At 67.7% G+C, this 13,698-nt stretch carries 11 protein-coding genes; 4 read left to right on the top strand and 7 right to left on the bottom strand.

Annotation, left to right across the window (positions count from 1 at the left end):
- Positions 1–150 precede the first annotated feature (150 nt).
- Positions 151–1,248, top strand: coding sequence for a DUF1559 domain-containing protein (locus G6O54_RS00630; protein WP_165219175.1), 1,098 nt, complete (start codon positions 151–153; stop codon positions 1,246–1,248).
- 196 nt (positions 1,249–1,444) lie between these two features.
- Positions 1,445–1,651 carry a hypothetical protein gene (locus tag G6O54_RS00625; protein WP_165219173.1) on the top strand — a complete coding sequence of 69 codons (207 nt, stop codon included), beginning with the start codon at positions 1,445–1,447 and terminating at the stop codon, positions 1,649–1,651.
- A gap of 213 nt (positions 1,652–1,864) precedes the next feature.
- On the opposite strand, the gene G6O54_RS00620 is transcribed toward G6O54_RS00625, so the two are convergent.
- The 3 genes from G6O54_RS00620 to G6O54_RS00610 all read right to left on the bottom strand — a co-directional run bounded on the left by G6O54_RS00620 (position 1,865) and on the right by G6O54_RS00610 (position 6,118).
- On the bottom strand, positions 1,865–3,817 hold the full coding sequence (locus G6O54_RS00620; protein ID WP_165219171.1) for a sulfatase: 1,953 nt from the start codon (positions 3,815–3,817) through the stop codon (positions 1,865–1,867).
- A gap of 12 nt (positions 3,818–3,829) precedes the next feature.
- Complete coding sequence (locus G6O54_RS00615) at positions 3,830–4,000, bottom strand: hypothetical protein (RefSeq protein ID WP_165219169.1); 171 nt, start codon at positions 3,998–4,000, stop codon at positions 3,830–3,832.
- 138 nt (positions 4,001–4,138) lie between these two features.
- Positions 4,139–6,118 carry a sulfatase gene (locus tag G6O54_RS00610; RefSeq protein ID WP_165219167.1) on the bottom strand — a complete coding sequence of 660 codons (1,980 nt, stop codon included), beginning with the start codon at positions 6,116–6,118 and terminating at the stop codon, positions 4,139–4,141.
- 173 nt (positions 6,119–6,291) lie between these two features.
- On the opposite strand from G6O54_RS00610, the gene G6O54_RS00605 reads away from it, so the two are divergent.
- Positions 6,292–7,593, top strand: coding sequence for a tetratricopeptide repeat protein (locus G6O54_RS00605; protein WP_165219165.1), 1,302 nt, complete (start codon positions 6,292–6,294; stop codon positions 7,591–7,593).
- A gap of 10 nt (positions 7,594–7,603) precedes the next feature.
- Here the strand turns inward: G6O54_RS00605 and G6O54_RS00600 are convergent, their stop codons facing one another.
- Together G6O54_RS00600 and G6O54_RS00595 are read right to left on the bottom strand one after the other, a co-directional pair.
- Entirely contained in the window at positions 7,604–8,830 is a 1,227-nt protein-coding gene (locus tag G6O54_RS00600; RefSeq protein WP_165219163.1) for a tetratricopeptide repeat protein, read from the bottom strand.
- Between the two features lie 121 nt (positions 8,831–8,951).
- The gene (locus tag G6O54_RS00595; RefSeq protein WP_165219161.1) at positions 8,952–9,701 is read right to left on the bottom strand and encodes a cytidylate kinase-like family protein; all 750 of its coding nucleotides are present in this window, start codon (positions 9,699–9,701) and stop codon (positions 8,952–8,954) included.
- A 423-nt stretch (positions 9,702–10,124) separates the two neighbouring features.
- Between G6O54_RS00595 and hpnR the strand changes: the two genes are divergently transcribed.
- The gene (gene hpnR / locus G6O54_RS00590) at positions 10,125–11,678 is read left to right on the top strand and encodes a hopanoid C-3 methylase HpnR (RefSeq protein WP_165219159.1); all 1,554 of its coding nucleotides are present in this window, start codon (positions 10,125–10,127) and stop codon (positions 11,676–11,678) included.
- 37 nt (positions 11,679–11,715) lie between these two features.
- Here the strand turns inward: hpnR and G6O54_RS00585 are convergent, their stop codons facing one another.
- Positions 11,716–12,390 (bottom strand): hypothetical protein, encoded by a 675-nt coding sequence (locus G6O54_RS00585; RefSeq protein WP_165219157.1) that lies wholly within the window; start codon positions 12,388–12,390, stop codon positions 11,716–11,718.
- Positions 12,391–12,682: 292 nt separating this feature from the next.
- Positions 12,683–13,663 carry a methionyl-tRNA formyltransferase gene (fmt, locus tag G6O54_RS00580; RefSeq protein WP_250846640.1) on the bottom strand — a complete coding sequence of 327 codons (981 nt, stop codon included), beginning with the start codon at positions 13,661–13,663 and terminating at the stop codon, positions 12,683–12,685.
- Between the last annotated feature and the right edge of the window lie 35 nt (positions 13,664–13,698).

Below are 13,698 nucleotides of genomic sequence, written 5' to 3'. Positions count from 1 at the left end.
CAGGGCGGGAGCGCGGGGACCTCTCACACCTTTCCACCCGCTTCCGCCGGTCCTTTACGATCCTACTTCAGGGATCGTCTTCGGTGATCCTCTCGTTCCTCGCGTCACGTTCCTTGGCATCCATCAATTCTTAGTATCGGAGGCAAGTCCATGTCCAAGCGTCGGCCCGGCTTCACCTTGATCGAGCTGTTGGTCGTCATCGCGATCATCGCGGTGCTGATCGCGTTGTTACTCCCGGCCGTGCAGAGTGCCCGAGAGGCAGCCCGGCGAGCCCAGTGCATCAACAATCTCAAGCAGCTCGGCCTCGCCGCGCACAATTATCTCTCGCAGAACAACGTCCTCCCCATGCACACGACCTTCCCGGCGGGTCAGATCCAGAGCTGGGGATGGAGCTACTCCTGGGCCCTGGCGGTCGCCCCGTTCCTGGAGCAGGGGACGATGTTCAACAACTTCAACTTCTCGGCCGGCATGTTCGGCAACTCGAGCGGCGATACGGTGCAGCACGGAAATGACACGATCGCATCGATGCAGCTTTCTGCGTTGATCTGTCCCTCGGACTCCGTCGACCAGGGCCCGCAGCCGGGCTTCGGCCGCTCGAATTACGTGGGCAACATGGGTGGCCCCGGACAGATGGGGATGTTCACGGGGACCGTCGTCTCCGGCTCGGTCGGCTGGGGCCCGGACACGGGGAACGCCGGTGCGGTCAGCCTCGCGAAGATCACCGACGGCACTTCGAACACCGCCCTGTTCAGCGAGCGGCTGGTGGGACTGAACAATGTGCCGCCCGCCCAGGTGACCCGTGCGAGCAATAACTTCAAGCGGGCGGTCTTCGATGCACCGGCCCCTTCGGTCAATGCCGGCCAGGGCACCGGGCCCGCGGGTGCGCAGGCTTTCGTGCAGGCGTGTCAGGGATTGCCCGGCTCGACCGCAGCCCACGCGACCTGGGGTAGCGGGGCCTACTGGTTCGCCGGATACCCCCTCCACGTCGTGGTCAACGACTACCTGCACGCCGGCCCGCCGAATGGACCCGCCTGCAACAACTCCCAGGGCTCCTTCGCGTCCCTGTCGTGGCTCTACTTCGTGCAGCCCCACGGCTCGGCACCGCCGACGAGCAATCACCCCGGCGGCGTCAACATCTGCTTCTCCGACGGCTCCGTCAAGTTCATCAAGGACTCGGTCGGTCTCCAGGCCTGGTGGGCCCTCGGGACGCGGGCCGGCGGCGAGGTCATCAGCTCCGACCAGTATTGAGCCGACGCCGGATCGGCGTGAATTCTCCACCGACTCGCCGCGGATGACGATCGCGGGCATGCCGTGATCGTCATCCGACCGCCGAGCCCTTGCTCGATTGACTCTTTCATCCGCCACCGCGTCACGCACGCTCCGCCGGACGATCTCCCTGACTCCGTGCTAGGCAGGACGCGGTATCCCCATGAGGTTGCATTTCATGAAGCGACTTTGTTTCACCTTGACCGTTTGCTTCGTTGCGTCCGCCTTCGTTGGCTGTGGCAACAGCGGCCCCACGACCTCGGCGAACCCGAGCGGCGGCCTCACCCAGGCGACGCCCGAGTTCAAGGAGTACATGCAGAAGGCCGGCAACAAGATGGGGATGAGGAGCAACCCCAACAAGGCGGCCGCGACCAAGGGCAAGTGATCTCACCCACCCCCTCCGACCGCCGAAACGTAAGTCCACAGCTCGACGTGCATGAGCTGCGATGGGTCACTCTGGAAGCGAACCGCGAGCCGGGGGATCGCCGTCCTTTGTGGAGGCGATTCTCTGGATCTCTCCGGTTCGCTTGCTGTTCGTGTCGCTTCGCTTCCGGGGAGGCCGCTCGGCGTCCCCTGGCCATGACGTCCCTGCTCTCGCTCAGTGAGGCAGAGTTGCGGGCCCTCGACCTTCCTCGGGGCCCGCACCGCCCTCGCCGATCGCGGCCTGCAACTCCTCGCGAAAGCGGTTCAGATAGGCCTCCTCGATGGGGGCTGCCCCTCGCTCGGCATCGAGGAGGTCTCGCAAGGACCGACGGAACCGCAATGTGCGAGCGGACGTCCCTTCCTTGCCCGCCACGTCGGACCGCTCGTTAGGGTCTTGCCCCAGGTCGAAGAGGTGCTCCCTCCCCAGGCCGTCGCGGACGTAATGGTAGCCATCTGCCACCAGCGAGAACTGGAGCTTCTTGCTCTTGCCCTGGGCCGAGCGTTCCTCCTCCGCCGGCTTGTGCGCCAGCTCGGAAAAGCTGGCCGAGACGTTCACTCCGCCTCCGGACGCGGGATTGAGCCATAGGGACGACAGGGCTCGCCCCGGGAAGGGAGCCGGCTCCCCCGGCCGGGCCAGGTCCACGACCGTCGCCGGCAGGTCGCGAAGGCTCACGGGAGCGGTGATGACGCGGTCGGTGGGCACCGCCGGCCCGATGATCACCAGCGGGACTCCCACCTCGTCCAGGTAAAGACTGCCGCCATGGCCGAAGTTGCCGTGGACGCCGAACGATTCGCCGTGGTCCGAGGTGATGACAACAATGGTGTTGGCGAGGGTCCCACGCCGATCGAGCTCGGCGAGCAGGCGTCCGAGCTGATCATCGAGCGCCGCGACGCAGTCGTCGTAACAGTCTCGCGCCAGGATCGCCTCCCTGAGCCCAAAGCTCCGGGCCGAGTGGGCGAGCTCCTCCAGGAATTGCTCGTCGTCGGCGCTCGTCGGTCGGCTGCCGAATTTCCCGACGAATCGGTCCGGCGGCATGTACGGATCATGAGCGTCGAAGTAGTTGAGGAATGCGAGGAAGGGACGGTCCTTCCGCCGCCCGTCGAACCAGCGCAGGAACGCCTGGTTGAGACTCTCCCCGTCCCTCGATTGGCGATTGTCCCATTTCCGCCGATAGGCATCGCCTCGATGGACGACCCGTTGCAGCAGCCAGTTCCCGGCCGCCGTCCGGCCCAGCAGTCCGGCGACCGAAAGCGGGAAATCCTCGTAGTGCAGGAAGCCGCGGTTCAGCCCGTTCTCATAGCTGCAGTAGCTCGTGTTCGCGGCGAAGCCGGCGGTCTCGAATCCTCGGGACGCCAGGTGAGACGCGAGCGTTGGGACTGAGCCGACAAGGCGATGGTCCCATTGTGAGTTGATGCGATAGGGCCACTCGCCGGTGAAGAAGCTCGCATGCGAGGGGAAGGTCCATGGCGCCGTGGAGAGCGCCCGCTCGAACCTCACGCCCCTGCGGGCCCAGCGGGCCAGGTTCGGCGTGGTGTCCCGCGGGTAGCCGTAGGCCGACAGGCTCGAGGCCCGGACCGTGTCCCAGACGATCAGCAGGACGTTGCGAGCCTCGGGAGGCGAGGGGGGCAGGGCGGCCCTGGCCGCTCGCTCCGCAATCGCCCACCGCCCCGATGTCCCGGCCGCGATCGAGGCGACGAGTCCGGCCAGCACCGACGCCGCGACCCACGACGAGCGTCGCGACGCGAAGACTCGCGAATCCAGCCAGGACGAGAGGGGCCGGGCCATCCCGGCGGCCAGCAGGAAGCTCGCCGCGCCGTAGAGGGGTAGCCGAAGCAGGGCTCCCCACAGGGCCAGGGTCGCGACCATCCAGGTCGCGGCCCGGGACGTGATCCATCCGCTCCGAAGGCGGTCCGCCAGCAGGATCAGGAGCCCGGCGAGCGTCAGGGCGATCGCATGGACCAGGGGCACGGACCAGGCGAAATCCGCACCGGTCTCCAGGTTCCCGGATTCGTTCCAGGAATACTTCCGGAGGACGATGAGGATCGCCTCGAGGAGCCCGCCGCAGAGCCCGAGCACCAGGGAAGGGAGGATGAGCTGAAGCCGTGGCGAGGCCGTCGTGGGGTGCAAGGGACCCTCGGCTCAGGCCTTCGGCTTGCCGGCATTGCCGCCGGACCGGGGGAGGCATTTCGCGATCGCCCTGCGGCCGATCGCGAGGACATTCCGCCCGAACATCATGACGACGCCGACGGCCCCGGCGAGGACCGAGGCGATGGGAAGCATGGTCTCCGGGCCGGCATATGCGATGATCATGAAGATACCCCGTTCGTCATCGAGTGAGGCGGTGCGAGCCGATGTGCCAGGTCCGAGCCGAGCGACGCCCGCTTCGGCGGACATTCTACACATCCGAGTGACCCCATGTCCTCCCCTTTTCCCGCGATGTCCGGAGGCTCAGGGACGAAATCGATCCGGAGTCAAGGGTCCGTCGGTGAGGCGGTCGATCTCGCGCCGGATGGCGTCGAGACGCGGCCGGGACGCCGGATCGGCCGCAAGGTCCTTCTGTTGACCAGGGTCGACGGCAAGGTCGAACAGCAGCTCGGCTCCGTCCTTACCGCGGCGGATGTAGGACAGGCCGGTCTGCGTCAGGCTGGACGTGGGCCAGGCCGGTGCGTGGACCCACTCGCTCGGATTGGCGCCGAAGGCATCGAGCGGGATCAGCTCGGAGAGGGCCGGGCCGACGTCGCGGCGGGTGGCCGTTGGACTTTCCCCGCGAGGCCGAGTCCAGAGGTGGGCCAGCGAGGTGCCGGGGAGCGAGTCCTCGGACTTGCCGCCAGGCCCTAGCACATCCAGGATCGTGGACGGCAGGTCGCGGAGGCTGACGGCGTCGGCCACGACGCGCGGCTCCTCCAGTCCGCCTGGCGGGACGATGAGCAGGGGGACGTGGATCTGCGCCTGGAAGAGGCTGGTGCCGTGCCAGAAGACGCCCGGCTGCTCGCCGAAGCTCTCGCCGTGGTCGGCCGTGACGATGATCCAGGTTCGGTCCAGGGCCTTCCTCTCGGCGAGCTGGTCGAGGAGCCTTCCGAGGCGCTCGTCCTGGTCGGCGATGCAATCGTCGTAGAAATCGCGTCCGAGCTCGACCTGCTCCGCCGTCGGCGACTTTCCAACGATCGAGACCCAGTCTCGCAGGAGGTTCGCGTCTCGCTCCGCCCGCGCCCGCGAACGGAATCGATGGATGCTGGGCTCGGCGAGCTCGTAGGGGTAATGTGCATCGTAGAGGTTGACGAACGCGAAGAACGGCCGCTCCGGCTGCGGTCGTGCCTCCAGCCAGGCGACGAACTCGCGACGGATGTCCTCCGTCCCCCTTCGATTCAACTGGAGTTGTCGCGTCAGCCAATCCACGATCGGCCTCTGGACCTCGATGGCCAGCCAGTCCTCCAGGAATCGGCTCGCGGTCTGGAGGCCGAGGAGGGGACGAGCCACGAGCTCGGCCTTGCCGAACGGCGTCAGCCTCGGGAACGAGTCGTCCGCATATCGGGCGAACCCTCGAGCCAGCCCCGAATCCCGGGAGCAATACCATCGATTGCCGACGAACCCCGCCGTCGCGAAGCCGCGCCTGGTGAGAATCTCCGCGAGGGTCGCGTGCGTCCCGTCGAGGGGGGTGTTCCAGCCGCTCGAAAGCTCATGTGGCCATCTCCCGGTGAACAGGCTCGCATGGGAAGGGAGCGTCCACGACGCCGTGGACACGGCACGATCGAAACGGATCCCGCGTGCCGCCAGCTCCTCCAGGGTCGGGCTGGTCCGTCGCGAGTAGCCGTGCAGGCTGAGGTGCTCGGCGGCGACCGTGTCCAGGACGATCAGGAGGACGTTCGGCGTCCCCGTCGGGGGCAAGGGGGCGGCGGTTTCCGTCGACAGGGCACGTCGATCGTCCCGCCAGGGAATGGCGGCCAGGGCGAGGGTCAACGCCACCAGCAACGGGAACGTGCCCAGGACCGCGCGGCGAACCGCCTGGGGATGCCTGGCCAGCTCCGGGGTCAAGCGTACGGCACAGCCGGTCGAGAACAGGAGACCGGCGATGGCATAGATCCTCGATGATACCGCCCAGCAACCGGGGAGGAGGGTCGCCGTGCAGAGGATTCGGGCTGCCCACCATCGGCCGCGTTCGCGGGCCGCCCGGAGGAGGATCGCCAGGAGCGAGCCCACCAGCAGGAAGAGGGCGAGGTTGACGAGCGGCAAGAGCCAGGGGTAGTGCCGCGTCGTCCAGAGGAACTGGTTGACGTCGAACCAGCGTTTGCGGACGGTGAACGCCAGCGACTCGAAGTGTCCCGCGAGCAGGCCGCACCAGGCCAGGAGCAGCAGCGGGGGCAGGGATCCGAAGCGTCCCGGATCGGCCGGCGAGGCTTCCCCCCTATCCGTCGCCCCCTCCGATTCCACGATTGGCGAATCACTCTCACTCATCGGGTCCAGCATAGCAAAGGGGGAAGGCGGCGGAGAACGGGGGAGATTGCGGATGGAAGAACCGTTCGCGGGAGGGTAGTCTCACGAACGGAGGCGTCGCATGCGGAAATCAGGCGAGCCCAGCCGCCGGGAGTCCGGGGACGAGGGGAATGGCAGCAGGTCGACTCGATTTCCGATGGTTCCTCGCGGCGGCGTTGCTTGCGTTCCCCGCCTGGATTGGCCTGCGGGCGGTCGACCTTCGCCAGTCTCGTGCGAGCCTCGCGGACGCGCAGGCGGACCTCGAACAGGGGCGCTACAGCCTGGCGGCCCGGAAGCTCTCGGACCTGGTGGCCGGTCGCCCGTCGACGGATGAAGCCTGGTATTTGCTGGGCGTCTGCGAGGCGGCTCGAGGCCGGAACGATGCGGCGGAGCGGGCGTGGGCCCGCGTCGCGCCGGAATCCAGCTTCGCGCCTCGGGGGATTCAGGGGCGGATGCAACTCGCGGCCGAGGCCGGCCGGCTCGCCGAGGCGGAGGCTGTGGTCCAGCAGGCCCTCGCCGATCCCCGGATCGACGGGGCAAGCCTGCCGATCCTCCTCAGCCCCCTCTTCTGTCAGCAGGGCCGCCTGGAGGAGACGCTCCGGCTCCTCGAGGCGCGATGGCAGGCCCTGGATGACAAAGGGGAGGGGGCGTCGGAAGCCGCGATCAACCTGGCCCGCGTCCATCCGGAGCTGAGGCTAACTCCGGTCCCGCGCCAGGCCACGCAGGCCGCGATCGAACACGCCGCCGGCCTGGCGCCCGACGATGATCGGGTGTGGCTGGGAAGAGCGAACCTCGCCCTCCTCGAAGGGAAGCCCGACGACGCCCGGAGGTGGCTCGAGGCCTGCCTGAAGCGGCGGTCCGATGACCCGCCGGTCTGGCGGTCCTGGCTGGCGTGGGCGATGGAGTTCGGGCAGGCCGCGGATGTGGACCGGGCCCTGGAGCATCTCCCCGCGGAAGGGGCCACGACCGCGGATGTGCGCCGGATCGTCGCGTGGCGAGCCGCCCGGCTCCACGATGCCGCCGCGGAGAAGGAGGCACTCGAACGTCTGATCGCGGTCGCCCCCGCCGACCGGCCCGCGCTCGACCGCCTGGCGGACCTGGCCACTCGTGAGGGAGACTCCGCCGGCGCCGAGCGGATGAGACGGAGGAAGGCCGAGGTGGACGCGAAGGAGCGAAGGTATAGGCTGCTCCTCGCTCGGGTCCAGCCCCTGCGTGATGCGGCCGAGATGACAGGGCTGGCGCTCGATCTTGGCGAATGGTTCGAGGCGCGTGCGTTCCTTCGGATCGTGGAGGCCGTGGACGGCGATCGGGCGGTTGCTCGCGCCGTGCGAGAGAGGCTCCGCGCCGCGCCCGTGAGTCCGGGCCCCTCCCGAGGCACGCTGGCCGCCGCGGTCGAGGCGGCGAGGAGCGAGACCGGCGAGGAGCCTCGATGAGCGTCGAAACTCAGGGCCGTTCGGCGAGGCGCACCAGGGCTTCGCGCGCCTTTGTATTCGACGGGTCGCTCGCGAGCACGAGGCGAAACCACGCTCGAGCCTGCTCGTTCAGGTCGAGCGACTCGCAAAGCATCCCGAGTTTGAGATGGAGCATCGGGTCGGTTTGGTCCGCTTGAATCGATGCGTGGATCGACCGCTTCAATTCGTCCTGTCGGGCCGAGGTCCGGAGGAAGGAGTCGGCCTCGGGATCGCCCAGCCGGCGGAGGACCAGGCCCAGGCCTCGGATGGCGTCCGGACACGACGGATCGTCGCGAAGGACGACCCTGAACGCGTTTGCAGCCGCCCGGAGATCGGCTCTCGCCAGGGCCAGCTTCGCCCTGGCGAGAGCCACCAGGGGGCTCTCGCCGGCGATATCTTTCGCCAGTCCTTCCGCCTCCTCGATCTCGGCTCGGTCCAGGGCGTCCTCGATGAGGATCGCGCGGACGTCCGGGTCGTCCCGCGAGAGCGGGGCGAGGGCCCACTGGACATCCTGATGCGCGTGGGTCGAGAGGCTGGTCCTGGCCAGCGCGAGTCGGCTCACGCGATCCTCGGGGTCGGCCTCGACGCATTCGCGGAGGATGCCGATCGCCTCCTTGGGGTCGAGGAGGCCGCATTCGTTCTGGCTCCAGGCGAAGGCGAGCACGTTGTCCAGCTTGGCGAACCTCGTGAGCTCCCGGAACAGTGCGTCGCACTCCTTCTTCCGTTGCTGGAACGTGTAGATCGAGATCAGCTCTCGGTACGGCTGGATCTGACTCGGCTCCAGCTCGAGCGATCGCAGGAAGGCTCGCTCTGCGAGCCGCGCCTGATGGCGGCCGATCAGGATCTGGCCGGCGAAGAGTCGGGCCTTCGAGGCGATCGCGGACGAATCCGGGATCCGTTCGAGATATCCGAGGGCGTCCTCGTTCCTGTCCTGTGCCCGAGCGATCCGGGCGCGGAGCATCCAGTCGAGGGCGGTCGGCCTGGCCACTCCGCTCCGCCGGTCCAGGGTGGCGGTTGCGAGGTCGTAATCGCGGGCGTTGAACGCCTCGAGGGCGGCGCGGAGCAGGTCCAGTCGGGCGGGGTCGCTCTCGCCCGCCGGAAGTGAGCGCCGCCGCTGGACCAGGCCGTATGCCAGTATCGCGATCAGGAGTGGGAGGCTGAGCAGGACGAGGCCGGTGCGTCGCCTTCCCTGCCTCGGCCTCGCCGTGTCGAGTTGCATCCGCGGCTTTCTCGCTGGGTCGAGGCGCAAGCCCTCGGCGGACGTCGCCGATCGCCGCCCTTGGTTACCAGGATACCCCGGAGTGCGCCGCCGGGCACGGCGGACTTTTGACGCGATGCTGTTAGCCCACGCTCGCGGACGCGACGGGCCGACGTTCCGGCTCGTGCTCGTGTGCGGACTCCCGCGTGGCGTGGCGAGCCTGCATTCGTCGCAGCCCTTCGATGACCATCTCGGAGGACTCCTCCACGGAAAAGCGGGAGGAGTTCAGGATCAGATCATAGCCCAGGGGATCGGTCAGGTCCTGGTGGAAATGGCCCTTCAGGAACTTGCTCCGTTCCAGGTCCGTGGAATCGACGAAGCGGGCCGCCTGCTCCTGGTCGCAGCCTCGTTCGCGCGCGATGAGTGCGACGCGGGACGCGCGGGGGGCGACCACCCGGACGCGCAGTGTCGTCTCCGCCGGCAGGATGCAGGTGGCCCCGCGACCCACCACGATGCAATGCCCGCGGGCCCCCAGGGTCAGGATGATCCGGACGAGGGCGCGGAAGTAGTTCGCCTCGCTGACGGTCGCCCTCGAGGCGAACGACTCGAGACACTCCAGGAGCCATCCCCTGGGTCGTTCGTCGACGGCCTCGACTGAGTGCACGTCGACCCTCAACTGCCGAGAGAGCTCGGTCAGGAGCTCGTCGTCGTAGACCGGCCAATTGAGCCGTCGCCCGACCTCGCGGGCGATGAAGAGGCCGCCGGAGCCGGCCTCTCGGCTGAGCGCGATCGTGAATGCTGGCGGGAGGCTCTCGATGCCTCGCGGATGGGGATGCTCCCCGGATCGCATGAGCGCAGAGGCGATCCGAAAGGCCTGCTCTCGTGTGTACATGGCATTCTCCCCAGGAAGCCGGCGGGGGATGCCGAGGGGGATAGGATCCCCGGTCCGGCGATCGGACGACCGCGAAGGGCACGAGAGGAGTCTGCCGTGCAACGACCGCATGGCCCGGCCTCCCTCGCCAGGCGCGGCATGCCCATCGCGAGCATTCGACACCTCCATTCTGCCCCTTTCGGAAGCAAGAATCAAACAAGTCCCCGAGATCCGGCTCCGCGGCGAGAGTCGCTGACTGTGTGACGACGCAGGCTGGGCGAGGTTTGCGGGGCCGTGGCGGTCCGCCGCAGTGAGTTTTCCGGCCAATCCGCCCCATCGGCCGCGATGTTGCGGGGACTGTGCTGGCCAGTCGCCTCGCTTCCTGATAGAAGTCTTTGTCCAGATTGCTCCTCGATCGATTCGCGGGAAGGTCTCCACTCGAGCATGAAAATCCTGGCCGTCCATCCCGGCTCGTTGATGTACACCAAGATCTTCCTGCGGCTCGAGCCGCTGGGGATCGAGCTGATCGCCGCGGAGCTACGTCGAGCCGGGCACGAGGTGCGACTGATCGACCTGCAGGTGGAGAGTCATCGGGCCTACTTCCGCCAGGTCCGCGACTGGCAGCCGGACGTGATCGCCTTCTCGTGCAACTACCTCGCGAACGTGCCCGAGGTCATCGACCTGGCGCGGCAGACGCGGGGGATCCTACCCCGCGCGACGATCTTCGTCGGCGGTCACAGTGCGTCCTTCGTCGCGGGGGACATGATCGAGCATTCGGAAGGCGCCATCGACTGCGTGCTCAAGGGAGAGGCGGAGACGAGCGTGGCCGCGCTCGTGGAGGCCGCCGCCGGGGGCGATCCGCTGGCGCTCCTGGAAGTTCCTGGGGCCGTCACGGCGGCCGGCGTTGGGCCGCCGCCGATGTTCTCCCGGAGCCTCGACGAGCTTCGCCCGGCGCGGGACCTGCTTCGCCATCGCGGCAAGTACTTCATCGGCGTCCTGGATCCCTGCGCCTCGATCGAGTTCAGCCGCGGCTGCCCCTGGGATTGCTCGTTCTGCAGCGCGTGGACCTTCTACGGCCGCAGCTACCGCGTCAAGTCGGCGGAGGTTGCCGTCGACGAGCTGGCGAGCATCCGCGAGCCGGGTGTCTTCATCGTCGACGACGTGGCCTTCATCCAGGGCGAGCACGGGATGGCCATCGCCGAGGAGGTCGCGCGCCGCGGCCTTCGGAAGCAGTATTACCTGGAGACGCGGGGGGACGTCCTGCTCCGCAACAAGGACGTCTTCCGGCTCTGGAAGTCGCTGGGCCTCCAGTACATGTTCCTGGGAGTCGAGGCGATCGACGAGGAGGGACTGAAGCGATACCGGAAGCGGGTCACGCTGTCGACGAACTTCGAGGCCCTGGAATTCGCGCGGTCGCTCGGGATCATGGTGGCGATCAACATCATCGCCGATCCGGACTGGGACCGCCGCCAGTTCGAGGTGATCCGTCAGTGGTGCCTCGAGATCCCCGAGATCGTGAACATCAGCGTGAATACGCCGTATCCCGGCACCGAGAGCTGGATGACCGAGTCGCGACGGTTGACCTCTCGGGACTATCGCCTCTACGACATCCAGCACGCTGTCCTGCCAACGCGTCTTCCCCTCCATGAGTTTTACGGGGAGCTGGTCCGGACGCAGCAGGTCCTCAACCGCAAGCACCTCGGCTGGTCGGCGATGAAGGCGCTCGGCGGCATCCTGGCCCGGAACCTCGCGCGAGGCCAGACGAACACGCTCCGGATGCTCTGGAAGTTCAACAGCGTGTACGACCCCTCGCTCCAGCTCGCCGACCATAGTGCGCAGGTCCGGTACGAGATGTCCTTGCCCCCCGCCCACCGCGAGGTCATCGATCCCCACAGCCTGTATGTTCATCCGCCGAGGGGCCGAAAGGGCCGGTCGATCGACGAGGAGACCGAGCGTTTCGTGAACGAGACTCGCATGGGCAGCAATCCCATCTCGTGACCCGCGCGAAGAGGACCGCGGGGCGCGGGGGGACCGCTCAGCTCACGCCGCGACGCACCGATCGACCGAATCGAAGGCCTCCGAGCAGTCCGCCGGCGGCGACGAGCGTCAGCACGGCGGACGGTGGCTCCGGGATGACGTCCGCCCCTCGCGCCGTGCCGATGATCGTGGCCGATCCGAGGAAGTACATCGGAGCCTGGCCGGGGTCGGTCCCGCCGGAGACCTGCGTCACCGCGAAGTGGACGTCGATGGGCGCTGCGGGGTCGAAGTAGAGGTCGAAGGGGTTCTTCTGATTCGGCGTGCAGGTCGGGCAGACGATGGCCGAGGCGTCGCCGACGATCTGGTTCGTCGACGAGTCGTAGGTGAGCTTCCACGTATCCGAGTTCAACGCCAGGCCCCAGCCGCCGATGGAGTCGTAGAGCAGCAGATCGAAGATCTGATTCCCCGGGAGGGTGGCGCTGACGGTCTGGCCGGATGTCAGCTCGGGAGTCGCGATGAACACGTCGGACCGGGCGAAGTCCCCCTGGCCGACGTCGAGCTTCCCTTGAAGGACCCCATCGAGGTAATAGGAGACGGACGAGAGATCCGTCGCCTCCGCGGGAAGGCCATGGCCGCTCACGTAATCATGTGAATCGTAGATCGAGAACGGCAGCAACTGCTGCGAGAGCTGATCCTGATTCTGCCCATAGGCGAGGGCCAAACCGTCCAGCACGATCTTGATCTGACCCGCCGAAGCATCTCGGGAGAGAATTGTCAGGACGGCGACAATGGCAAAGATCACCCTGTAGATACGTTGGGACACCACGAGGGGGCTCCAGATATCGATGCAGCGAGTCCCAGTCTCATACGGCGAAGACATATTGCATGTAACCACCTTGGGGGGAATGCCGTCAAGGAGTGAGGCGGATGATCAACGTCTTTCCGGATCCGTGGGAGCGAGCACGTGACGCCGGCTCGGCACGGGTTGCGGTCCCTGGTCGGCGGATTCGGGCGGACCCGGGGGTTCAGGTGAAGAGGTCTCCGGGCGCGACTCGATATCCCCGGAGGAAGTCCGCCGCCGCGACCGGCTTCTTCCCCGGAACCTGGAGAACGAGAATTTGCAAGGAATTGTTGCCCGTCGAGACCACGAGGCGATCGGCATGGGCCTCGAGCACCGTCCCCGGCCGGGCCGTGGCCGCCCTCGGATCCTCGAGGGGCGTTGTGCGGTGGAGGATGAGCCGGATCGGACTCCTGCCCGGGACCGATGGTGTCCATTCCGCGGTCGCGAGCGGCCAGGGCTGCATCGCGCGGACCAGGTTGTGGATGGCCTGCGCGGACAGGGCCCATCGGATGAGCCCGTCCTCCTTGCGGAGCTTGGGCGCCTTCGTGACCGCGGTCGGATCCTGGGACGTGACGCGGGCGCGTCCGGCGACCAGGTCATCGATAGCCTGAAGGATGAGGGGGGCACCGAGCGAGGCGAGCCGGTCCTCGAGCTCGCCGGCCGTCTCGTCCGGTCCGATTCGCGTGCTCGCGACGGCGATCATCCCTCCCGCGTCGATCTGTGGCGTCATCCGGATCACGGTCACCCCCGTCTCCTCCTCGCCGTTCTGGATGGCCCGGGCCACGGGCGCCGCGCCCCGGTAGGCGGGGAGGATGGAGCCGTGGAGGTTGATCCCTCCCATCGCCGTCAGCCCGAGGAGCTTGGCGGAGAGGATCTGGCCGTAGGCCGCGGTCACCAGCAGCTCGGCGTCGAGCCGTCGGATCAGGGCGAGGCCCTCCGCCGCGTTCACGTCCTCGGGCTGGAGGACGGGGATCCCGCGGCCGACGGCCGAGAGCTTGATCGGGCTGGGGATGAGCTCCTGCTTCCGCCCCTGCGGGCGATCGGGCTGGGTCACCAGCGCGAGCACCCCATGCCGCGATTCGGCGAGCCGCTCGAAAGTCGGCAGCGCGAAATCTCCGGTGCCCAGCATGATGATCCGGGCGGATCTCGGTTCCGGACTGGTCAACTCGGTGGACTCCACGAGGATCAACGTGATTCGGA

The sequence above is a fragment of the Aquisphaera insulae genome (assembly GCF_011064615.1).
Lineage (GTDB): Bacteria > Planctomycetota > Planctomycetia > Isosphaerales > Isosphaeraceae > Aquisphaera > Aquisphaera insulae.
Note: the sequence above shows the minus strand (reverse complement) of the source record. Positions and strands in the feature narration are given on the sequence as shown.

Excerpts from the sequence above, each read along its gene's own strand:
- G6O54_RS00630 (WP_165219175.1), top strand. The coding sequence starts at position 151 with ATGTCCAAGCGTCGGCCCGGCTTCACCTTGATCGAGCTGTTGGTCGTC.
- G6O54_RS00625 (WP_165219173.1), top strand. The coding sequence starts at position 1,445 with ATGAAGCGACTTTGTTTCACCTTGACCGTTTGCTTCGTTGCGTCCGCC.
- G6O54_RS00615 (WP_165219169.1), bottom strand. The coding sequence starts at position 4,000 with ATGATCATCGCATATGCCGGCCCGGAGACCATGCTTCCCATCGCCTCG.
- G6O54_RS00605 (WP_165219165.1), top strand. The coding sequence starts at position 6,292 with ATGGCAGCAGGTCGACTCGATTTCCGATGGTTCCTCGCGGCGGCGTTG.
- G6O54_RS00600 (WP_165219163.1), bottom strand. The coding sequence starts at position 8,830 with ATGCAACTCGACACGGCGAGGCCGAGGCAGGGAAGGCGACGCACCGGC.
- G6O54_RS00595 (WP_165219161.1), bottom strand. The coding sequence starts at position 9,701 with ATGTACACACGAGAGCAGGCCTTTCGGATCGCCTCTGCGCTCATGCGA.
- hpnR (WP_165219159.1), top strand. The coding sequence starts at position 10,125 with ATGAAAATCCTGGCCGTCCATCCCGGCTCGTTGATGTACACCAAGATC.